Source organism: Kitasatospora sp. GAS1066B, from assembly GCF_041262605.1.
In the GTDB taxonomy this organism is placed as follows: Bacteria; Actinomycetota; Actinomycetes; order Streptomycetales; family Streptomycetaceae; genus Kitasatospora.
This window is the reverse complement of record NZ_JBGCCO010000005.1, coordinates 118,164-138,312: the sequence shown is the minus strand read 5'-3', so window position 1 is coordinate 138,312 and position 20,149 is coordinate 118,164. Positions and strand designations below refer to the sequence as shown.

At 72.0% G+C, this 20,149-nt stretch carries 19 protein-coding genes, 1 tRNA gene and 1 pseudogene; 9 read left to right on the top strand and 12 right to left on the bottom strand.

Going from position 1 to position 20,149, the window contains the following annotated elements; genetic code table 11:
- Window positions 1-100: 100 nt before the first annotated feature.
- Window positions 101-325: a hypothetical protein gene (locus ABH937_RS07190; RefSeq protein ID WP_280688691.1), complete on the bottom strand. Its 225-nt coding sequence runs from the start codon at window positions 323-325 to the stop codon at window positions 101-103.
- 113 nt (window positions 326-438) lie between these two features.
- On the opposite strand from ABH937_RS07190, the gene ABH937_RS07185 reads away from it, so the two are divergent.
- Together ABH937_RS07185 and ABH937_RS07180 are read left to right on the top strand one after the other, a co-directional pair.
- On the top strand, window positions 439-1,053 hold the full coding sequence (locus ABH937_RS07185; protein WP_280688311.1) for a helix-turn-helix transcriptional regulator: 615 nt from the start codon (window positions 439-441) through the stop codon (window positions 1,051-1,053).
- A gap of 11 nt (window positions 1,054-1,064) precedes the next feature.
- Window positions 1,065-2,579 (top strand): annotated as a pseudogene (locus tag ABH937_RS07180) (tyrosine-type recombinase/integrase); the annotation flags it as partial.
- Window positions 2,580-2,714: 135 nt separating this feature from the next.
- Here the strand turns inward: ABH937_RS07180 and ABH937_RS07175 are convergent.
- A tRNA-Thr gene (locus ABH937_RS07175) sits at window positions 2,715-2,788 on the bottom strand.
- A gap of 286 nt (window positions 2,789-3,074) precedes the next feature.
- Here ABH937_RS07175 and ABH937_RS07170 point away from each other — a divergent pair.
- The 3 genes from ABH937_RS07170 to ABH937_RS07160 all read left to right on the top strand — a co-directional run bounded on the left by ABH937_RS07170 (window position 3,075) and on the right by ABH937_RS07160 (window position 5,707).
- Window positions 3,075-4,166, top strand: a complete 1,092-nt coding sequence (locus ABH937_RS07170; RefSeq protein WP_280688438.1) for a sn-glycerol-3-phosphate ABC transporter ATP-binding protein UgpC — start codon at window positions 3,075-3,077, stop codon at window positions 4,164-4,166.
- A gap of 176 nt (window positions 4,167-4,342) precedes the next feature.
- Complete coding sequence (locus ABH937_RS07165) at window positions 4,343-4,819, top strand: hypothetical protein (protein ID WP_280688440.1); 477 nt, start codon at window positions 4,343-4,345, stop codon at window positions 4,817-4,819.
- A 96-nt stretch (window positions 4,820-4,915) separates the two neighbouring features.
- Window positions 4,916-5,707 (top strand): nucleotidyltransferase family protein, encoded by a 792-nt coding sequence (locus tag ABH937_RS07160; RefSeq protein WP_280688442.1) that lies wholly within the window; start codon window positions 4,916-4,918, stop codon window positions 5,705-5,707.
- Between the two features lie 96 nt (window positions 5,708-5,803).
- On the opposite strand, the gene ABH937_RS07155 is transcribed toward ABH937_RS07160, so the two are convergent.
- From ABH937_RS07155 to ABH937_RS07130, 6 genes are all read right to left on the bottom strand, one after another.
- The gene (locus ABH937_RS07155) at window positions 5,804-7,702 is read right to left on the bottom strand and encodes a DoxX family membrane protein (protein ID WP_280688444.1); all 1,899 of its coding nucleotides are present in this window, start codon (window positions 7,700-7,702) and stop codon (window positions 5,804-5,806) included.
- Window positions 7,703-7,977: 275 nt separating this feature from the next.
- On the bottom strand, window positions 7,978-8,973 hold the full coding sequence (gene rlmB, locus ABH937_RS07150) for a 23S rRNA (guanosine(2251)-2'-O)-methyltransferase RlmB (RefSeq protein WP_280688446.1): 996 nt from the start codon (window positions 8,971-8,973) through the stop codon (window positions 7,978-7,980).
- 112 nt (window positions 8,974-9,085) lie between these two features.
- Window positions 9,086-10,480, bottom strand: a complete 1,395-nt coding sequence (gene cysS, locus ABH937_RS07145) for a cysteine--tRNA ligase (RefSeq protein ID WP_280688448.1) — start codon at window positions 10,478-10,480, stop codon at window positions 9,086-9,088.
- A 233-nt stretch (window positions 10,481-10,713) separates the two neighbouring features.
- Window positions 10,714-11,214, bottom strand: coding sequence for a 2-C-methyl-D-erythritol 2,4-cyclodiphosphate synthase (gene ispF / locus ABH937_RS07140; protein ID WP_280688449.1), 501 nt, complete (start codon window positions 11,212-11,214; stop codon window positions 10,714-10,716).
- Window positions 11,204-11,956, bottom strand: coding sequence for a 2-C-methyl-D-erythritol 4-phosphate cytidylyltransferase (ispD, locus tag ABH937_RS07135; RefSeq protein ID WP_370217680.1), 753 nt, complete (start codon window positions 11,954-11,956; stop codon window positions 11,204-11,206). Before ispD ends, ispF begins: the two co-directional genes overlap by 11 nt.
- Window positions 11,957-12,231: 275 nt before the next feature.
- Window positions 12,232-12,714, bottom strand: coding sequence for a CarD family transcriptional regulator (locus tag ABH937_RS07130; RefSeq protein WP_030244332.1), 483 nt, complete (start codon window positions 12,712-12,714; stop codon window positions 12,232-12,234).
- Window positions 12,715-13,200: 486 nt separating this feature from the next.
- Here ABH937_RS07130 and ABH937_RS07125 point away from each other — a divergent pair, with 486 nt between their 5' ends.
- On the top strand, window positions 13,201-13,875 hold the full coding sequence (locus ABH937_RS07125; RefSeq protein ID WP_370217592.1) for a DUF461 domain-containing protein: 675 nt from the start codon (window positions 13,201-13,203) through the stop codon (window positions 13,873-13,875).
- 112 nt (window positions 13,876-13,987) lie between these two features.
- Here the strand turns inward: ABH937_RS07125 and ABH937_RS07120 are convergent, their stop codons facing one another.
- Both ABH937_RS07120 and ABH937_RS07115 read right to left on the bottom strand, forming a co-directional pair.
- The gene (locus ABH937_RS07120) at window positions 13,988-14,683 is read right to left on the bottom strand and encodes a response regulator transcription factor (protein ID WP_280688454.1); all 696 of its coding nucleotides are present in this window, start codon (window positions 14,681-14,683) and stop codon (window positions 13,988-13,990) included.
- Entirely contained in the window at window positions 14,680-15,972 is a 1,293-nt protein-coding gene (locus tag ABH937_RS07115; RefSeq protein WP_280688456.1) for a cell wall metabolism sensor histidine kinase WalK, read from the bottom strand. Before ABH937_RS07115 ends, ABH937_RS07120 begins: the two co-directional genes overlap by 4 nt.
- Window positions 15,973-16,247: 275 nt before the next feature.
- Between ABH937_RS07115 and phoU the strand changes: the two genes are divergently transcribed.
- Together phoU and ABH937_RS07105 are read left to right on the top strand one after the other, a co-directional pair.
- Window positions 16,248-16,913: a phosphate signaling complex protein PhoU gene (gene phoU, locus ABH937_RS07110; RefSeq protein ID WP_280688458.1), complete on the top strand. Its 666-nt coding sequence runs from the start codon at window positions 16,248-16,250 to the stop codon at window positions 16,911-16,913.
- Window positions 16,914-17,092: 179 nt separating this feature from the next.
- Window positions 17,093-17,281, top strand: coding sequence for a hypothetical protein (locus tag ABH937_RS07105; protein ID WP_370217589.1), 189 nt, complete (start codon window positions 17,093-17,095; stop codon window positions 17,279-17,281).
- A gap of 62 nt (window positions 17,282-17,343) precedes the next feature.
- Here ABH937_RS07105 and ABH937_RS07100 read toward each other — a convergent pair whose 3' ends face one another.
- Complete coding sequence (locus ABH937_RS07100) at window positions 17,344-18,102, bottom strand: phosphoglyceromutase (protein ID WP_280688461.1); 759 nt, start codon at window positions 18,100-18,102, stop codon at window positions 17,344-17,346.
- A gap of 158 nt (window positions 18,103-18,260) precedes the next feature.
- On the opposite strand from ABH937_RS07100, the gene ABH937_RS07095 reads away from it, so the two are divergent.
- Window positions 18,261-19,547, top strand: a complete 1,287-nt coding sequence (locus tag ABH937_RS07095; RefSeq protein ID WP_370217588.1) for an MDR family MFS transporter — start codon at window positions 18,261-18,263, stop codon at window positions 19,545-19,547.
- Here the strand turns inward: ABH937_RS07095 and ABH937_RS07090 are convergent.
- A complete protein-coding gene (locus ABH937_RS07090; RefSeq protein WP_370217587.1) occupies window positions 19,517-20,086 on the bottom strand; it encodes a YbjN domain-containing protein in 570 nt (189 codons plus the stop codon). The genes ABH937_RS07095 and ABH937_RS07090 overlap by 31 nt on opposite strands.
- Window positions 20,087-20,149 lie beyond the last annotated feature (63 nt).

Below are 20,149 nucleotides of genomic sequence, written 5' to 3'. Positions count from 1 at the left end.
GCGACCGCGACGATACGACCGCTTCCGGGGAAGATCCACTGTTCGGGCGGGCAGTCCGCCCACGGCAGACAGCCGTGCGCGCAGCCCGCCCACAACACCGTCACGCGGCGTCGCCGACACTGCCCTCGACCGACGGGTCAATGCCCAGCAGGCGAAGCAGATCGGCAGTGATGACGCGGTACTTCTTGCCCAGCCGCAGGACTCGACAGGGGTAGGCGTCCCGGCGCGCCAGCTCGTAGCCCTTGCTGCGGCCGAGGCCGATCGCCCGGTTCGCAGTGTCCAGGTCGATGGCCGCCGGCAGCACGAGCAGCTCGGCCCGGCTCATGCCGAAGGTCTCCTGGTTCACGGTCTCGGTTCGCACAGCTGTCTCCGTTCGTCGGCGCGCCCCCGGCGGGTCGCGGGAACAAGGGACAGAATGCGCGGCCATAAAGTGTCGATATGACACAAGAAGCGATGGAAGAGTGGGCAGCCCGGATCACGAAAGCCGTGATCGCCGAGGTCCGCAGGGCCAGGAAGGAGCTGGGCATGACCGCGCAGGACCTGGCCGATGCCTGCGAGGAGCTGGGCCACCCCATCCCCCGCAACGTCATCGCGAACTGGGAGTCAGGACGGCGGCTGACCCTGACCGTTCCCGAGCTCATCGTGCTCGCCAGAGCGGTCGACACGCCGCCGGCCGCGCTGGTCTTCCCCCTCGGCGGAAGCAGCGTGGAGTACCTCCCCTCCGAACGCTCGGACCCGTGGACGGCCTTCAGCTGGTTCGTCGGCGAGGACGTGGATCACGCGACCGGCGACGCGGCCCTGTTCCGGACGTACGCCAGCAAGGAGGAAAACCTCCGAACCAGCCACCACGACGCCTGGCAGCTCCAGTTCCTCCCCGGAGGAGATACCTGGCCGCCCGGATCCGACGCGAAGTTCGAGCTGTTGGTCCAAGCCGTCCGCTCGGAGCTCCTGCCGATCCGAGCCCGACTGCGCGAGTGGGACCTGACTCCTCCCCCGCTTCCGAGCCACCTCGCGTTCCTCGATGAGGAAGCCAATTCCGCCAACCGTGCATAGGAAGGACCGTCTTGAAGGGCTCCACCTACCATCGCTGCTACTGCCGCGACTCCGACACCGGGAAGCCGCTCGGCAAGTCGTGCCCCAAGCTCGCCAGCCGCAAGCACGGCTCCTACGCGATACGCCAGGAGCTGCCCAACCGCCCGGACGGCTCGCGCCGGGCCTTCAACCGCTCCGGCTACGAGTCCCGCAAGGCCGCCCAGGCCGATCTCGACCAGGTCCGCGAGCTGCTGCACATCCCGGACTCGGACGACCCCGAGGGCCTTGCCCAGATAGCCGACCTCCTGGAGCAGGTCGGCCACGAGAAGGCCCCGCTGCCCGACGTCGAGGAGATCCGGCGCCGACTCACCTCCGGCCAGGACCTCCAGAACCGGCTGACGGTCGGCGAGTGGCTCGATCAGTGGTTGGCGGGCAAGCGCGGCCGCCAGACCGCGATCAGCCGCGACGAGAGCAGCATCCGGCTGCACCTCAAGCCGCGGATCGGCCACATCCGGCTCGACCGCCTCCGAGTCCAGCACCTGGAGGAGATGTTCGCGGCCATCGAGGAAGCGAACATCGAGATCGCCGAGGCGAACGCCCAGCGGCAGGCCACCATCGACGAGCTGGCCCAGATTCCCTGGAAGGGGCGGGAGTTCCGCGCGCAGCGCAAGGCTCTCAAGGCCGCCCTCGCCGAGATGGAGCCGTTCCGGCGCACCGTCAGCGCAGCGACCTGCCAGCGGATCCGCTCCACGCTCAGGGCCGGTCTCAACGCCGCGATCCGGCGGCAGATCATCACCTTCAACCCGGCCTCCCACGTCGAGTTGGAGTCCGCGAAGCGGCCCAAGCCGCTCGTCTGGACGGATGAGCGGATCGAGCAGTGGGAGCTCACCGGCGAGCGGCCGTCCTCGGTGATGATCTGGACGCCGGAGCAGACCGGCGCCTTCCTCGACCAGGCCGCTGGCGACCGCCTCTACGCGCTGTTCCACCTCATCACCTTCCGCGGGCTCCGGCGTGGCGAGGCGTGCGGCCAGCGGTGGGCCGACACCAACCTGAGGGCCGGACTCCTCACGGTGGCCAAACAGCTCGTCGTGGACGGCTGGGCGGTCTACGAGGACGACCCCAAGACCGACGCGGGCGCCCGCACCATCGCCCTCGACTCCGAGACCGTGGCCGTCCTGGAAGCGCACCGCGAGCGGCAGCGGTCCGACCGCGAGAAGTGGGGCGGCGCCTGGGTCGAGACCGGCCGGGTCTTCACCAAGGAAAGCGGCGAGTGGCTGCACCCCACCGCCGTCACAGACCGCTTCCGCGAGTTGGCCGACGAGGCCGGCCTCCCGCCGATCCGCCTGCACGATCTCCGCCACGGCGCGGCGAGCCTCGCTCACGCCGCCGGAGCGGACCTGCACACGATCAAGGAGATGCTCGGCCATTCCTCGATCGGCATCACCTCAGACACGTACACGACCCTGCTCCCCCAGGTCGACCGGGCCATCGCCGAGGCCGCAGCGCAGCTCGTCCCCCGGGCGAACAAGCCGCGCAAGGCTGCCCAGTCCACCGCGAACCCCCAGCCCACCGCGCCATCCGCTCACGCATCGCTCACGCAAACGGCCTCGGACCAGGAGTCCGAGGCCGGTGATCAAGCCCCCAGAAGGCCGAACCTGCAGCTCATCCGGGGTGGCGCACTGAGCCCCCTGTCGGGTTCGAACCGACGACCCCCGCTTTACAAGAGCGGTGCTCTGGCCAACTGAGCTAAGGAGGCACGGCGACCGTCCACGGCGAGGCCATGGCGGCAACCGGGTCGCAGTCTACCGGCAGGGGCGGGCGCGGTGGGGTGGATGGCCCGGGGAGATCGGCGGGAGTGTGACCGGACCGGTATGAGGGTGGGCGGTGAGAGGGGCTGACAAGGGGGAAAGGGGCGGGTAGCCTCGGCCGGAGCGGGTTCTCGAGTGGTCCAGACCATCGGACAGACGAGGACCGGCCCGCACCACTCACCCCTTTACTCGGATCGTCCGGCACGTTCCTGCCGGTGAAGGAGACGCACCATCATGGCTTCTGTCACGTACGACAAGGCGTCCCGCCTCTACCCGGGCGGCACCAAGCCCGCCGTCGACGAGCTGGACCTGCACATCGAGGACGGCGAGTTCCTCGTGCTGGTCGGCCCCTCCGGCTGTGGCAAGTCGACCAGCCTGCGGATGCTGGCCGGTCTGGAGGACGTCAACGGTGGCGCCATCCGGATCGGCGAGCGGGATGTGACCCACCTGCCGCCCAAGGACCGGGACATCGCGATGGTGTTCCAGAACTACGCGCTCTACCCGCACATGACCGTCGCCGACAACATGGGCTTCGCGCTCAAGATCGCCGGCGTCAACAAGGCCGAGATCCGCAAGAAGGTCGAGGAGGCCGCGAAGATCCTCGACCTGACCGACTACCTGGACCGCAAGCCGAAGGCGCTCTCCGGCGGTCAGCGCCAGCGTGTCGCGATGGGCCGGGCGATCGTCCGCGAGCCGCAGGTCTTCCTGATGGACGAGCCGCTGTCCAACCTGGACGCCAAGCTCCGCGTCTCGACCCGCACCCAGATCGCCGGCCTGCAGCGCCGCCTGGGCATCACCACGGTCTACGTGACGCACGACCAGACCGAGGCCATGACCATGGGCGACCGCGTCGCGGTGCTCAAGGACGGGCTGCTCCAGCAGGTCGACACCCCGCGCCGGATGTACGACAAGCCCGCCAACGTCTTCGTGGCCGGCTTCATCGGCTCGCCCGCGATGAACCTGGTCGACGTCCCGCTGGTGGACGGCGGCGTGAAGTTCGGCGGCTCGGTGATCAACATCGACCGCGAGCACCTGGCCGGCGCCGGCAGCGACAAGACGGTGACCGTCGGGATCCGCCCGGAGCACTTCGAGATCGTCTCCGACGGCGGGATCGAGGGCGTGGCCGTCACGGTCAACGTGGTCGAGGAACTCGGCGCGGACGGGTTCGTCTACGGCTCCACCAAGGTCAGCGGCACGGACGTGGACATCGTGGTGCGGGTCCACGGCCGGCAGATCCCGCAGAAGGGCGAGACCATCAACGTGGTCCCGACCGGCGGCGAGACGCACGTCTTCTCGACCAGCACGGGCGAGCGCCTCAGCGCCTGATCGAAGCCCCGGATCGAAGCCCCTGATCGAAGCCCCGGATCGAACAGGCAGCTCCGCACAACCGAACGACCGCGCGCGGCCCCGTCGGACACCCGTCCGACGGGGCCGCGCCGCTGCGTCACTCATCCGTGTGACGGAGTGCCTGCGGGGCGTCATACGGCGCTAACCTCACTGGCGTGAAGCAGCTCGTTCGCCGCATCGGCCAGACCATCGCCCTCACCCTGCCCGTGGTCCTCGTGACCACCGGCACCCTCGCCGTGACCCGAGTGGCCTGGGCGCCGCCGGTGAACGACAACCAGCAGGTGGTGGCCGCCTCCAGCGGCGTCGGCGGTGGCATCGGCCGCACCGCCACCACCGCCGACGTCACCGGTGCCACCAACGGCGGCGGTGCCACCAGCCACTCGGGCATGTCGCCGCAGGACGCCCTGCGCACCGACCTGATGCAGGAGTTGCGGTCCCGTGGCGCCGCCGCGGCGCTGGACCTGCTGGACCGCAGCATGACCGCGCAGCCCGCGCTCACCCCGTACTGCAGCACGCTCGCCAAGGAGTTGGGCCAGGCGACGCTGAAGCTGTACCAGGGCGACGTGCAGCGCGCCCGGTCCTTCGCCCGCCCGGTCTGCGACGGCTCCTTCGCGGCCGGCATCGCGGGCTGACGCACCGTCAGCGGAGTCCGCACGTCACCCCAGGACCACCCGCACGCCACCCGAGGCCGAACCCGGTGAGCGGCATCCAGGCCTATCCTGCTGCCCATGACCGGCTTCGACCTCCCCGCGCCCCCTTCCGCGCCGTTTGCCAGCCCGAGCCCTCTGGTCGCCCCGACCCCTGCGGCCACCGTCACGCAGGCCGTGATCCTGGCCGGCGGTCAGGGCTCGCGGCTGCGCCCGTACACCGATGACCGGCCCAAGCCGCTGGTCGAGATCCCCGGCACCGGTACGCCGATCGTCGGACACCAACTCGCCTGGCTGGCAGCCGAAGGCGTGACCGACGTGGTGATCTCCTGCGGCCATCTGGCCGAGGTGTTGCAGGCCTGGCTGGACCAGGCCGACCTGCCGCTCCGGGCCAGCACCGTGGTCGAGGCCGAACCGCTGGGCCGGGGCGGCGGGTTGAAGTTCGCCTCGAAGGCGCTGCCGCGCCCGGACGAGCCCTGGTACGCCACCAACGGGGACATCTGGACCCGGTTCAGCCTGCGCGAGATGGCCGCCTTCCACCACGAGCGGGACGCCCTGGCCACCCTCGCGCTGGCCCGGCCCCGGATCCCCTGGGGCGCGGTGGAGACCGACCAGTTCGGCAACATCCTGGACTTCATCGAGGCGCCGCCCTCCCCGTTCCTGATCAACGCCGGGCTCTACGTCTTCGCGGCCGGTTTCGCCGAGCTGCTGCCCGACGTGGGCGACCACGAGCGCACCACCTTCCCGCAACTCGCCCGTGCCAAGCGGCTCGCGGGCTACCAGCTGCCGCAGGGCGTCTACTGGCGGGCGATCGACACCGCCAAGGACCTCATCGAGGCCGCCAAGGAGCTCGCCGCAGCCCGGCAGGACTGATCCCCGCTCCCAGAACAACTCCCAGAACAAGTCAGGGGCCCCTTTGCTCCGTTCCGGCCGGAACGGAGCAAAGGGGCCCGTGACGCACCCGCCGGTTCAGGCCAGCGGCGCGCGCCCTGAGGAGCCGTCCGCCGAGGTCCCTGGACCCGGCATCCCCAGCGTCGACGGCAGCCGCAGCTGCGGCGGGCCGCTGCCCAGCACCCCGCCGATCAGCCCGTCGCTCGGGCTGGACTTGGGTGCCCGGGTGCTCGCCCCGGACCCGGTGCCCTGGCTGCCGCCCGACGCCGGCGCCCCGCCGCCGGCGGGGGTCGTGCCGGGGCCGGGCGCGCCGGCGGTCGAACCGCCCTGCCCGGTCGCGTTGCCGGCCCCGGAGCCCTCACTCGTGGCGCCCCGGGTGGACGTGGACGGGTGCGCCTTGGCGCTCTTCCCGGCCGAGGGTGCGGCTGAGGACGACGCGGACGGCGCCGCCGACGGTGTCCCTGCCCCGTGGCCGGTGGCCGCCCCGCCGCCCGGCACTGCCGGGACGGGCACCACGGGAGCCTGCGACACGCCCGAGCGACCGGTGGTGGCCGGCCAGACCGGCGTGCCGTAGTCGGTCGGTGGCTGGCCGGGGCCGGGCTGCGGCCGCCCGCCGGTGCGCACGGCGGCGCCCAGCAGCGAACCGAGCAGCAGGGTCAGCCCGATCACCACGACGGCCGCCACGGTGCCCCGGCGCAGCACCCGGCGGCGCACCGCCCTGGGTGCCTGCGGGCCGTACCGGCGCCAGGCATCCAGCGCGATCCGGCCGTCCAGCGAGGCGAACGGCGCGCCGGCGATCAGCAGCGGGCTCCAGGCCGCCAGGAAGATCAGGTCGGGCGTGTCGTAGACCGGCACGGCGCGCCAGCTCACCGTGAAGAGCAGCGCGGCGGAGAGCAGCATCGCGGCTCCGGCGGCCAGCCGCTGCCAGAGCCCGAGCAGCGACAGCACGCCGACCACGATCTCGGTGAACGCCACGCCGAGGCCGGCCCCGACCGGGTGCGCCATGGCGAAGTCCAGCAGCGGCTGGGCCGCCTTCCACGCGTGCAGCGAGGCGAGCCAGCGCATCATCGAGCCGCGGTCGCCGCCGTCGAAGTACACCGGGTCGCAGATCTTGCTGAAGCCGGCGTAGACCGAGAGCGAGCCGAGCAGCACCCGCAGCGGCAGCAGCACCAGCCCGAGGTCGACCTTCCGACCGGGGTGCCAGGCGTGCCGGCTCGACTCGCCCGCCATGGCGGCGGCCGAGTACTCGGGCAGTTCCCCGCTAGGTTGCCAACCCGCCGCGCGGGTCCGCTCCCGGCGCGGCTCGGCGGGCCGCTCCGGCGTGGCGGACCCGGGCGGCGTGCGGGGGCCGGGCGGCTCGTCCGCCGCCCAGCCGTGCGGTTGCCGGGGCACCGCACCACGCCCGCTGTAGGAGCCGTGGTGGCCGCCGTAGCCGTACGAGCCGCCGACCGGCGCGTCGTCCCAGCCGGGCACGGCCTCCAGCGGCTGGGTCTCCTCGGAATCGACCAGGCCCACCGAGGACCCGCCGATCGAGGACCCGCCCAGCGAGGACCCGCCGCCCGAGAGCGCCCCGGCCGAGGCCGGGCCGCCCGCCGGCGCGGGCACGGTGTTCAGCCGCACCGCGTCCAGCAGCTGAGTGGCCGCCAGGTCGCCCGGCGCCGCCTGACCGCTCCAGGTGACGGCGGTGACCCGGCCCTTGCGCCGTGGCGCGCCGAGCGCCGTCGAGCCGCCCAGCGCGGACCCGGCTCCCGCCAGCGCTCCGGCACCGGCCAGCGATCCGGCACCGCCGTCCGCGCTCCCGGCCCGGACCAGCCCGGGCCGGCCGCCGTACGTCAACGCCGCGTACGGCCGCCCGAAGGAGTCCGCGTACGGCACCGCCACCGGCGGCGGCGCGTCGAGCAGCGGCGCGAGCGGCGCGGGCAGTCTGAGCCGGAAGCTGACCTGGGTGTTGCTGAGCCGAGCGGGATCGCTCGGCACCTTGACGGTGCTGAGGGTGGGCTCAGCCTCTATCCCTGTCGCTTGGCCGAACCGGGGGCGCCGAGGTGTTCTGGTGTCCACACCCCTCTAACCGGGTGACACCCGGTTAGGACACTCTCCCGGGTGCAACTCCCGGGCGTGGCTGACGGATCCGGTCAGTCTCGCGCGGGATGGTGACCGTTCGGATCAGACTCGGAAAGAACCCGTCACCGTCAGGCCACCGACCGTCGAGCAGCGCCGTCTCACCGGCCACCGACCCTCGAGCGCCGCCCGCCTCACCCCACCTTGGCCCGCAGCCGCGCCGCCTCGTAGAGCACGATCCCGGCCGCGACGCCGGCGTTCAGCGACTCGGTCTGACCCGGCATCGGAATCCGCACCCGGATGTCACAGGTCTCCGCGACCAGCCGGGACAGTCCCTTGCCCTCGCTGCCTGCCACGATCACCACCGGACCGGTCAGCGCCTCCAGGTCGCCGATCTCCGCCTCGCCGTCCGCCGCCAGGCCGACCACCAGCAGCCCGGCCTTCTGGTAGGCCTGCAGCGCCCGGGTCAGGTTGGTCGCCCGGGCCACCGGCAGCCGGGCCGCGGCGCCCGAGGAGGTCTTCCAGGCACCGGCCGTCATGCCGGCCGCCCGCCGCTCGGGGATCACCACGCCGTGCGCGCCGAACGCCGCGGCCGACCGGACCACGGCGCCCAGGTTGCGCGAGTCGGTGACCCCGTCCAGCGCCATGACCAGCGCGTCCTCGCCCAGGTCGGCGGCCGCCCCCAGCAGGTCCTCGGGGTGCGCGTACTCGTAGGGCGGGACCTGCAGCACCAGGCCCTGGTGGTTGAGGCCACCGGTCATCTGGTCCAGCTGCGGGCGCGGCGCCTCCATCAGCGGGATGCCCCGCTCGTTGGCGGCCTGGAACGCCTCGCGCACCCGGTCGTCGGTGTCGATGAACTGCATCACGTAGAGCGCGCTGGCCGGCACGCCGCCGACCAGTGCCTCGACCACCGAGTTGCGGCCGACCACCAGCTCGGCGGCACCCGCGCCGCCGCGCCCGCCGCGGCCGCCACCGCCGGAGCGGCGCATGCCGGCCCGGGCCTTGGCGTCCCGCTCGCGCTTGACCGCGGCGTTGGCGGCCCGCTGCTTGGGGTGCCCCTTGCGGGCCTCACCGGGCGGGGTCGGGCCCTTGCCCTGCAGTGCCTTCCGGCTGTGGCCGCCGGTCCCGACGCTCGCGCCCTTCTTCGATCCGGGGTTGCGTGCGTTCCTGCGCTGGCTGTTGCCGGCCATGGCGATACTTCCTGTTCTATCCGTCTGCGTCATGCCGATGGGCCGTACTGGTCGAGGCTCGTCGAGACTCCTCGGAGTACGGCCCACCGGCGCCCTGCGAGTACGCGCGGGGCTACTGGTTGCTGATCGTCCAGCGCGGGCCGGACGGGGTGTCCTCGATCGCCAGGCCGGCCAGGCCCAGCTGGTCACGGATGGCGTCCGCGGTGGCGAAGTCCTTGCGCTCCCGGGCCGCCTGGCGCTGGTCCAGGACCAGCCGGACCAGCGAGTCGACGACCCCGTGCAGGTCCTCGCCGCGCTCCGTGCCGGTCCACTGCGGGTCGAGCGGGTCGAGCCCCAGCACTCCGAGCATCGCACGGACCTCGGCGAGTCGCGCTACCGCGTTCTCCTTGTCGTCCGCCGTCAGCGCGCTGTTGCCCTGCCGAACGGCGGTGTGCAGCACGGCCAGCGCCTGCGGCACGCCGAAGTCGTCGTCCATCGCCTCGGCGAAGGCCGGCGGCACCTCGGCGGCCGGCTCGACCGGACCGCAGAGCTCGACCACCCGCTGGATGAAACCCTCGATCCGGGCGAAGCCGGCCTCGGCCTCGCGCAGCGACTCCTCGCTGTACTCGATCATCGATCGGTAGTGCGGGCCGGCCAGGTAGTAGCGGAGCACGATCGGGCGCCAGCGCTGCACCATCTCGGAGATCAGCACCGAGTTGCCGAGCGACTTGGCCATCTTCTCGCCGCTCATGGTGACCCAGGCGTTGTGCACCCAGAAGTTCGCGAAGTCGTCGCCGAAGGCCTTGGACTGGGCGATCTCGTTCTCGTGGTGCGGGAAGATCAGGTCCAGCCCGCCGCCGTGGATGTCGAAGGCGTTGCCCAGGTACTTGTGCACCATGGCCGAGCACTCCAGGTGCCAGCCGGGGCGGCCCTGGCCCCACGGCGTGGTCCAGCTCGGCTCGCCCGGCTTGGCGGCCTTCCACATGGCGAAGTCGCGCGGGTCGCGCTTGCCGGTCTCGCCCTCGCCCTCCGGCTGCAGGAGGTTCTCCAGCTTCTGGTTGGAGAGCTCCAGGTACTGCGGGAAGGACTTGACGTCGAAGTACACGTTGCCGTCGGCCGCGTAGGCGTGGCCCTTGGCGATCAACGTCTGCATCATGTCGATCATCTCGGGGATGTGGCCGGTGGCCCGCGGCTCCACGGTCGGCGGCAGGCAGCCGAGCACGGTGTAACCGTCGTCGAAGGCTCGCTCGTTGGCGTAGGCGATCTGCCACCACGGCACGCCGAGCTCGTGCTCCTTGCGGATCACCTTGTCGTCGATGTCGGTGACGTTGCGCACGAACGTCACCTCGAAGCCGCGGTAGGCGAACCAGCGGCGCATCACGTCGAAGTTGAGGTTGGACCGCATGTGCCCGATGTGCGGGGCCCCCTGCACGGTGGCACCGCACAGGTAGATCGAGACGCAGCCCGGTACAAGCGGGACGAAGTCGCGTACCTGGCGGGTGCTGGTGTCGTACAGGCGAAGGCTCACACCGTCCAGCGTAGTGGGAATCAGGGGATGCCCCGCGACGTTTGGGCGTCCCACCCGTCACGAGTTCATGGCAAACCGGACGATCCGGCTCCGATTTCTTCGTCCGAGCCGGACCGCCCTGCGCCGGCCACGAGCCGGGGCCACAGCCGCCCGGCCGGCTTGCGCGGGCGGACCGACCACCACCCGCGCACCTGACCCTCCATCAGTTCCGTTCGCCCAATGGCGGTCCCGGTTCAGCCGCGCTGGTAGACCAGCGCGGTGGCCAGGCCCACCAGCCCCTCGCCGCGCCCGGTCATGCCGAGCCCGTCGGTGGTCGCCGCCGAGAGCGAGACCGGCGCGCCGACCGCAGTCGAGAGCACCTCCTCGGCCTCCTGGCGCCGGCTGCCGATCCGCGGCCGCACCCCGATCACCTGCACCGCGATGTTGCCGATCTCGAAGCCCGCCGCGCGCACGATCCGGGCCGCCTCGGTGAGCAGCGTCACCCCCGAGGCGCCCTTCCACTCGGGGCGGCCGGTGCCGAAGTGGGTGCCCAGGTCGCCGAGCCCGGCGGCCGAGAAGATCGCGTTGCAGGCGGCGTGCGCGACCACGTCGGCGTCCGAGTGGCCGGCCAGGCCCTGCTCGTAGCCGTCCCAGCGCAGGCCGCCCACCCAGAGCGGCACGCCGTCCGCGAAGGCGTGCACATCGGTGCCGATCCCCACCCGGGGAATGATCGGTGACGGGACGTCAGAAGCCATCGGAGGCCCTCCTACGGGCGAATACGGCCTCGGCCAGCACGAGGTCCAGCGGACGGGTCACCTTGAACGCCTCCTCGTGGCCCGGCACCACGACCACCCGGCCGCCGTAGTACTCGACCAGGCCGGCGTCGTCGGTCACCACCGGCGAGCCGCCCGCGGCCTCCTCGGTCAGCGCCTTGGCGTGCACCTCGGCCAGCGTCTCGCGGCGGAAGCCCTGCGGGGTCTGCACCGCCCGCAGCGTGGCGCGGTCGGGCGTGTCGAGCACCGGCTCCGGCTCGCCGGCGGCCACCGGGCGGACCCGCTTGACGGTGTCCGCCAGCGGCACGGCCGGCACCACGGCCTCGGCACCGGCCCGCACCGCGGCCACCACGGCGTCCACCACCTCGACCGGCACCAGCGGGCGGGCCGCGTCGTGCACCAGCACGATCTCGGTGGACTCCGGGATCGCCGCCAGGCCGAGGCGGACCGACTCCTGCCGGGTCGCGCCACCGGCCACCACCCGGATGTCCTTGCCGTCCAACCCGTGGCTGTCCAGCAGGCTCAGCACCTCGGCGACCCCCTGCGGCGGCGCGGCGACCACGACCAGCCCGACCGCCCGGCTGCGGGCCAGCGCGCGGACCGCGTGCACCAGCAGCGGCGCGCCGCCCAGGTCGCGCAGCGCCTTGGGCGCCCCGGGGCCGAGCCGCTCGCCCCGCCCGGCGGCCGGAACCACGGCCGCCGCCACTACTCCTGTGCTGTTCAGGGTTTCACTCCTTCGGCGAAGTGGGTATGGCCCAGGCGTACCCGTCAGACGGTGCACCGGACCCCTTCCACCCCGGCGCCGCCTCTCGGGTACCGGTGTGCAGGCCCCCACGCTACGAGCACGACAGATCACACGTCACACCCGGGCGCGGTCATTCGGCCCCGGGCATGCCACAGCGCCCGAGTGCCTTCTCGGCACCGGGCGCTGTTGAACGGCCGCAGTCGAACGGCACTCAGCCGCACCACACACGTACGTCACGGCGAACGGGCGACGCCCTACGAGGCGAGCACCTCGTCGAGCAGCGTCTCCGCCTTGTCCTCGTTGGTGTTCTCCGCCAGCGCCAGTTCGCTGACGAGGATCTGCCGAGCCTTGGCGAGCATCCGCTTCTCGCCGGCCGACAGGCCGCGCTCGCGCTCCCGCCGCCACAGGTCACGCACAACCTCGGCGACCTTGATGACGTCACCGGACGCGAGCTTTTCCAGGTTCGCCTTGTAACGGCGAGACCAGTTGGTGGGCTCTTCGGTGTACGGTGCGCGCAGCACCTCGAAGACCCGGTCCAGACCCTCCTGGCCGACCACGTCGCGCACGCCGACGAACTCCGCGTTCTCCGCGGGGACGCGCAGCGTGAGGTCACCCTGCTGAACCTTCAGCACCAGGTAGGTCTTGTCCACACCTTTGATCTGGCGAATTTCGATGGCCTCGATCAGTGCAGCCCCGTGATGGGGGTAGACCACCGTGTCGCCAACCTTGAACGTCATGTGACAGGACCCCTTCCGTGGCTTTCCAGAATAACACGCTTTTCCGTCCGCCCGAAGGGCGTTTTCGCAGGTCAGGGCCGGTCTCGGGGCTTGACAAGGACCCCTGCGGCGTGCTGCGACCACCCCGCGTGAGCGGCTTCTCGCAGGTCGGAGGCCCTTCTCGCGACGATCGAAAGCGCGGGCAACACCCGGCCGATCGGCATTCGATCTTGAAGTCGACACCGGATATTCACCGTTTCCCGATCGTGATCTGATCTTGACGCGGTTCCGGAACCACACACAACATCGCCACACCGTGCCCCGACCGGACCGCTTCAACCCGCCCCGACTCGCCCAGACCCGCCGAGCCGATCCTGGCGCCCGGCGCGGATCCGATCACTGGAGTGGTCCGCACGCGACACGGGGCCACCCCGTGAGGGGCGGATAAGTGTGGTGGGTACGCTGAGCGCTGACAACCCGACACGTGACCCAAGGAGATGCGCCGCCGTGAGCCGCAGCCTTCGACGCGGTGGCACTGCTGCCATCGTCCTCGCCCTCGCCGCCGTCTCGCTGTCCGCCTGCTCCGCCGGGAGCAGCGCCGAGACTCAGACGATCAAGCCGAACACGCCGGCCACCTCACTGGGCACCGACCTCAAGCTCAACGGCATCGTCGTCGTGGTCAGCCAGGACCAGAGCCCGGGCCAGCCCGGCCCCGCGAACCTGACCGTCAACATCAGCAACACCGGCAGCACCCCGCAGACGCTGACCAACGTCACCGTCGGCGGCGTCGCCGCCACCCTCGACGACGCCTCGGGCGCGCCGCTGCCCGGCGGCATCGTGATCCCGGCCAACAGCGCGGTGGCGCTCGGCGCCAGCGGGCAGCCGTCCGCGCGGGTCGCCTCCGCGACGCTGGCCCTGGGCGGCTTCACGCCGACCTCGTTCTCGTTCTCCAGCGCGGGCAAGGTCGACGCCTCGGCGCTGGTCAACCCGGCCCAGGGCCCGTACGAGTCCTTCGGCCCGGTGATGCCGTCCGGCTCCGCCGCGGCCTCGGCGAGCGGTTCGGCCGCCGCCTCCACCTCTCCCGCCGCGAGCGGCTCCGCCGCCGCCTCGACGGGCGCGAGCACCTCGGCCACCGCGAGCGGCTCGACCACCGGCTCCCCCAGCTCCAGCCCCACGCACTGATGCCCTGGACGCGCACCCGGCGCAAGGGTGGCGCGCCCCGCGTACGGCCGAGGGCCGCACCCCGTTCTCCGGGGTGCGGCCCTCAGTCGTAACTCACTGCGAGCGGTTCGACTTACGGCTCGAACTTGTAGCCCAGGCCACGGACCGTGACCAGGTAGCGCGGCGCGCCCGGGTCCGGCTCGATCTTGGCGCGCAGCCGCTTCACGTGGACGTCCAGGGTCTTGGTGTCACCGACGTAGTCGGCGCCCCAGACCCGGTCGATCAGCTGCATCCGGGTGAGCACCCGGCCCGCGTTGCGCAGCAGCATCTCCAGCAGGTCGAACTCCTTGAGCGGCAGGTCGACCTTGCCACCGTCCACGGTGACCACGTGCCGGTCCACGTCCATCCGGACCGGGCCGGCCTCCAGCGCGCCGGGGCCGCCGCCGTCGTTGCCGATGCCACCCTCCTCGCCGCGGCGGCGCAGCACCGCGCGGATCCGGGCGACCAGCTCGCGGGTCGAGTAGGGCTTGGTGACGTAGTCGTCAGCGCCTATCTCCAGGCCCACGACCTTGTCGATCTCGCTGTCCTTGGCGGTCACCATGATCACCGGCACGTTGGAGCGCACCCGCAGCTGGCGGCAGACCTCGGTGCCGGGCAGCCCGGGCAGCATCAGGTCGAGCAGCACCAGGTCGGCGCCGTTGCGTTCGAACTGCTCCAGTGCGTCGGGCCCGGTGGCGGCGACCGCCACCTCGAAGCCTTCCTTGCGAAGCATGTAGGAGAGAGCGTCGCTGAACGACTCCTCGTCCTCGACCACCAGTACTCGGGTCACGATCGGGCCTCCGGGGCAGGAAGGGGGGTTGGGGTTGCGGATGCGTCAGTTGCGCTGCTCGCCGCGCCGCCGGTGGCGGCCGGGTTCTGCCCGGCGGGGAGCCGGACGGTGAAAGTGGAGCCTTGGCCCTCGACGCTCCAGACCGAGACGGTTCCGCCGTGCGAGGCCGCCACGTGCTTGACGATGGACAGGCCCAGGCCGGTACCGCCGGTGGCCCGGCTGCGGGCCGGGTCCACCCGGTAGAAGCGTTCGAAGATCCGCTCGCGGTCCTTCTCCGAGATGCCGATGCCCTGATCGGTCACCGAGATCTCGATCAGCTCGCCGTCCGCTTCCCCGATCGCGGCGGCGCTGGCTATCCGGCGGGTCGCGATCGCCACCCGGGTGCGGGGCGGGCTGTAGTTGACGGCGTTCTCGACCAGGTTCCCGAGCGCCGCGGCGAGCTGGCCGCGGTCGCCGAAGAGGTGGAGGCCGGCGATACCACCGGCCGCGATGTGGATCTGCTTGGCCGCGGCCTGCTGCCGGCAGCGGTCCATCGCCTCGGCGATCAGCTCGTCGACCGGGACCGGTTCGGGGTCCATCAGCAGGCGGTCGTCCTGGACCCGGGAGAGGTCGATGATCTCCTGGACCAGGCTGGCCAGCCGGGTGGCCTCGATCTGCATCCGGCCGGCGAAACGCTGCACCGCCTCCGGATCGTCGGCCGCGTCCGCGACCGCCTCGGAGAGCAGCGACAGCGCCCCCACCGGCGTCTTGAGCTCGTGGCTGACGTTGGCCACGAAGTCGCGCCGGACCGCCTCGATCCGACGGCGCTCGGTGAGGTCCTCGACCAGCACCAGGACCAGCCGGGAGCCGAGCGGGGCGACCCGGACCGAGACCGAGAGCGGCTCGCCGTGGCGCGCCACCCCCGGGCGCGGGACGTCCAGGTCGGCCTGGCGGATCTCGCCGTCCCGGCGGGTCGCCCTGGCCAGCGCGAGCATCTGCTCGACGGCCACCGCGCCACCGCGGACCAGGCCCATCGAGTAGGCGGCGGAGCTCGCCTTGACCACCTCGTCGCCGTCACCCAGCACGATCGCGCAGGACCGCAGCACCGAGAGCACGGTGTCCACGCCGGGGGGCAGCGCCGCGTCCTGCAGCGGCCTGCTCACTGCTGATGAGCTGCTTCTCTTGCCGTTGCCGCTGCTGCTGCCCCGGCCCTGTTCGCGCTCGCTCCAGCGGAAGGCGATGGAGGCGGTGAGACCGACGCCGAGGCCGGCGATGGCGCAGGCAGCGGCGGCGGCCACATTCACGTCCATGCGGCCAGCCTAAGCGCATCGACCGGCCGCTTTGTAAGCATCAGAACAAGGCATCGACCATGCGTTGCCGAGAATTCACCTTCAGGTAGCTGCGGGTTCACTGCGGCGGCCGTGGGCCGTCGCCCGGACAGCGCAGTCTCGATCGCGCAGCCCGTGTGGGTAGGGAACGCGCGTACGATGCGCGCCACCAGCAGCGGCCGCCCACCCGGAGCCCGGGTCCGGCGGCCGGTCGGCACCGCCACCGACACCGCAAGCAAGAAGGAGAAGAGAAGCGCATGCGTGACGCTTACCACGAGGAACTCGACTCGATCGGCGACGGCCTGGTCGAGATGGCCCGGCTGGTCGGTTCGGCCATGGGTCGTGCCACCACCGCGCTGCTCGACGCCGACCTGGAGCTGGCGGAGAGCGTGATCGCGGCCGACGAGAAGGTCAACGCCCTCCACCACGAGCTGGAGAACACCGCGATCAACCTGCTGGCCCGCCAGCAGCCGGTCGCCACCGACCTGCGGATCGTGGTCACCTCGCTGCGGATGAGCGCGGACCTGGAGCGCTGCGGCGACCTCGCCCGGCACGTCGCCAAGGTGGCCCGGCGGCGCTACCCGGACACCGCCGTGCCGAGCGACCTGCAGCCCATCGTGCTGGAGATGGGTCAGCTCGCCCAGCGCCTGGTGGCCAAGGCCGGCCAGGTCATCGCCACCAAGGACGTGGACGCGGCGCTGCAGCTGGAGCGCGACGACGACGCGATGGACGAGATGCACCGCCAGCTCTTCGCGCACCTGGCCGACGACCGCTGGCAGCACGGCATCGAGACCGGCGTGGACGTCACCCTGATCGGCCGGTACTACGAGCGCTTCGCCGACCACGCGGTCTCGGTGGCCAAGCGCGTGGTCTTCCTGGTCACCGGTGAGCACGCGGGCGACTTCGTCGCCGAGCAGGCCTGAAGCCGAGCAGGCCCAAACCTGACGGCCGCCACAACGGCCGGCGATCGGTGCGGGGGCGCACGGCGACGCAGCGTCCCACACCTACGCGCCCATTGACGCTCCGTCAGCCGCCGGGCTTCACTCGAGGAGCAGGCAGCCCGTCACCCACTGCCTGCCTCGATCGAGGAGGGCACCGCACCATGACCACCACACCCGCCCGGCCCGCTCCGACTTCCGGTACCGCCGAACCGACCACACCGGCCGCCCGGACCACTCTTCCGGTGCTGATCGGTGCCTGCGGCTGCGGCCCCGGCTGCGGCTGCGGCTGCCAGTCCGGCGCCCCCTGCCAGTGCGGCAGCGCCAGCGGTGGCTGCTGCGGCGGGCACTGACGGAACGACGCAGGCCCGGCCCGGTGCGCAGTGCACCGGGCCGGGCCTGATCGTTTCAGGGCTTACTTCTTGCCCTGGTTCTTCACGGCCTCGATGGCGGCGGCGGCGGCCTCCGCGTCCAGGTAGCGGCCGCCGGCGGCGACCGGCTTGAAGTCCGCGTCGAGCTCGTAGACCAGCGGGATGCCGGTGGGGATGTTCAGGCCGGCGATAGCCTCGTCGGAGATCCCGTCCAGGTGCTTGACCAGCGCACGCAGGCTGTTGCCGTGCGCGGTGACCAGGACGGTCTTGCCGGCCGCCAGGTCCGGCACGATCGCGTCGTACCAGTAGGGCAGCATCCGCTCGACGACGTCCTTGAGGCACTCGGTGCGCGGCCGCAGCTCGCTCGGGATCTCCGCGTAGCGGGCGTCGCCGGCCTGCGAGAACTCGTTGTCGTCGGCGAGCACCGGCGGCGGGGTGTCGTACGAGCGTCGCCAGAGCTGGAACTGCTCCTCGCCGAACTCGGCCAGGGTCTGCGCCTTGTCCTTGCCCTGCAGCGCGCCGTAGTGACGCTCGTTCAGCCGCCAGCTGCGGCTGACCGGGATCCAGTGCCGGTCGGCCTTGTCCAGCGCGATCTGCGAGGTGCGGATGGCACGGCGCAGCAGCGAGGTGTGCACCACATCCGGGAAGAGGCCCTCGGCGGCGAGCAGCTCGCCGCCACGCGCGGCCTCCTTCTCGCCCTTCTCGTTGAGGTCGACGTCGACCCAGCCGGTGAACAGGTTCTTCTGGTTCCACTCGCTCTCGCCGTGGCGGAGCAGGATCAGTCGGTAGGTCGTGTCAGCCATGAGGCACAGCTTAGTGGAGCCCGAAAAACGGCTGGCCTGTCCCAAGGCGGCACCGGTAATGTGCTCCCTGCCACCGCACCACTTACCGTCGCACGTCCCCCTGCTGAGCGAACCCCACCGACCGCTCACCGGGACACCTGCCGCCCGGGAGACGCCCCATGCCCACCGCCCCAGTCGCCCCTGCCTCCCTGACCGGCCGGCTGCGCACCGCGACCAGCGAGTCGGTCGGCGGACTCCCGTCGGCGTTCTGGTGGCTCTGGACCTCGACCCTGGTCAACCGGCTCGGCGGCTTCGTGGTCACCTTCCTGGCGCTCTACCTCACCGTCGACCGCGGCTACTCGGCCTCCTTCGCCGGTCTGGTGGCCTCGCTCTTCGGCCTGGGCGGGGCGATCGCCGCGCTGGTCGGCGGGGTGCTGACGGACCGGATCGGGCGGCGGCCCACCCTGCTGGTCGCCCAGTCGCTCACCGCGCTCAGCACCACGGCGCTCGGCTTCGCCGACGGGCGGTTGATGATCGCCGCCGTGGCCTTCCTGGTCGGCCTGAGCAGCAACGCCTCACGGCCCGCGGTCTCCGCGATGATCGCCGACGTGGTGCCCGCCGCCGACCGGGTGCGGGCCTTCTCGCTCAACTACTGGGCGATCAACATCGGTTTCGGCGTCTCGGCGGCGGTGGCCGGGCTGATCGCCGCGCACGGCTACCTGACCCTCTTCATCGCCGACGCGGCCACCACCCTGCTCTGCGCGTTCGTGGTCTTCGTCAAGGTCCCGGAGAGCCGCCCGACCGCGTCCGGCCAGGCACCGGGCGCGCCCGGCCAGGCAGCGGCCACCGGGTCCGCGGTCAGCCTCGGGACGGTCTTCCGGGACCGCCGTTTCATGGCACTGGTCGGGCTGACCTTCCTGGTGGCGCTGGTCTTCCAGCAGGGCAGTACCACGCTGGCCGTGAGCATGGGCAAGTCCGGGCTCAGCACGGAGCAGTACGGTCTGGTGATCGCACTCAACGGTCTGCTGATCGTCCTGCTGCAGATCCCGGTCACCCGGCTGCTCCAGGGCCGGGACCGCGGGGTGCTGCTGCTGGCCGCCGCGCTGCTCATCGGCTGGGGCTTCGGCCTGACCGCGTTCGCCGGCTCGTCCGCGCTGATCTACGCCGGCAGCGTCGCGGTCTGGACGCTCGGCGAGATCATCCAGGCGCCGACCAGCATGGGTCTGGTGGCCGAACTCTCGCCGACCCACGCCCGCGGCCGCTACCAGGGGGTCTACTCGCTCTCCTGGTCAGCCGCCTCGTTCCTGGGCCCGGCCGCCGGCGGCTTGCTGCTGGACCACGCGGGCCACCGCACCCTCTGGTACGGCTGCGCGGTGGTCGGCACGGTCGCGGCGGTGGGCTACCTGGTGCTGGGCCGCCGGGCGGACGCGGCGCGTCAGCCGGCGCCGGTACCGGTCTCGGCCTGAGCGTCGGTCCCGGCCCCCGCGTCCGGCACGGGCTGCCCGGGCTTGGCCAGGTGCTTGAAGGCGTCCAGGTTGCGGGTGGACTCGCCACGCTTGGTCCGCCACTCCCACTCCCGCCGGATGGCCGAGGCGAATCCCAGCTCCAGCAGGGTGTTGAACGGCTCGTCTGCGTTCTCCAGCACGGTGCCGAGCAGCCGGTCCACCGTCGGCCCGGTGAGCGCCTCCAGCGGCAGCCGGCCGGTCAGGTAGACGTCGCCGAGCGGGTCCAGCGCGTACCCGACGCCGTACAGCCTGGTGTTGCGCTCCAGCAGCCAGCGGAAGACGGCCTCGTGGTTCTCGTCCGGACGGCGGATCACGAAGGCGTTCACCGAGAGGGTGTGGTCGCCGACCCGCAGCGCGCAGGTGGTGCTGAGCTTGCGGGTGCCGGGCAGCGTCGCGACCAGCGTGTAGGGGTCGGCGACGGCCGGCTCCCAGTCGACACCGGCCTCGTCGAGCGCGGCGGCGAGCAGTCCGAGGGCCTCGTCCTTGGTACGGGTTGCCATGACCGTGACGTTACCGGCTGGTACCGGTCCGCGCCGTGTTCTCCCCTTGTTGGAGGGTCCGCC

Coding starts and splice junctions, on each gene's coding strand:
- ABH937_RS07190 (WP_280688691.1), bottom strand. CDS start 325: ATGAGCCGGGCCGAGCTGCTCGTGCTGCCGGCGGCCATCGACCTGGAC.
- ispF (WP_280688449.1), bottom strand. CDS start 11,214: ATGGCTTCTGACGTCCCGTCACCGATCATTCCCCGGGTGGGGATCGGC.
- rlmB (WP_280688446.1), bottom strand. CDS start 8,973: ATGGCCGGCAACAGCCAGCGCAGGAACGCACGCAACCCCGGATCGAAG.
- ABH937_RS07185 (WP_280688311.1), top strand. CDS start 439: ATGACACAAGAAGCGATGGAAGAGTGGGCAGCCCGGATCACGAAAGCC.
- ABH937_RS07095 (WP_370217588.1), top strand. CDS start 18,261: ATGCCCACCGCCCCAGTCGCCCCTGCCTCCCTGACCGGCCGGCTGCGC.
- phoU (WP_280688458.1), top strand. CDS start 16,248: ATGCGTGACGCTTACCACGAGGAACTCGACTCGATCGGCGACGGCCTG.
- ABH937_RS07105 (WP_370217589.1), top strand. CDS start 17,093: ATGACCACCACACCCGCCCGGCCCGCTCCGACTTCCGGTACCGCCGAA.
- ABH937_RS07090 (WP_370217587.1), bottom strand. CDS start 20,086: ATGGCAACCCGTACCAAGGACGAGGCCCTCGGACTGCTCGCCGCCGCG.
- ABH937_RS07160 (WP_280688442.1), top strand. CDS start 4,916: ATGACCGGCTTCGACCTCCCCGCGCCCCCTTCCGCGCCGTTTGCCAGC.
- ABH937_RS07100 (WP_280688461.1), bottom strand. CDS start 18,102: ATGGCTGACACGACCTACCGACTGATCCTGCTCCGCCACGGCGAGAGC.
- ABH937_RS07130 (WP_030244332.1), bottom strand. CDS start 12,714: ATGACGTTCAAGGTTGGCGACACGGTGGTCTACCCCCATCACGGGGCT.
- ABH937_RS07115 (WP_280688456.1), bottom strand. CDS start 15,972: ATGGACGTGAATGTGGCCGCCGCCGCTGCCTGCGCCATCGCCGGCCTC.
- ABH937_RS07170 (WP_280688438.1), top strand. CDS start 3,075: ATGGCTTCTGTCACGTACGACAAGGCGTCCCGCCTCTACCCGGGCGGC.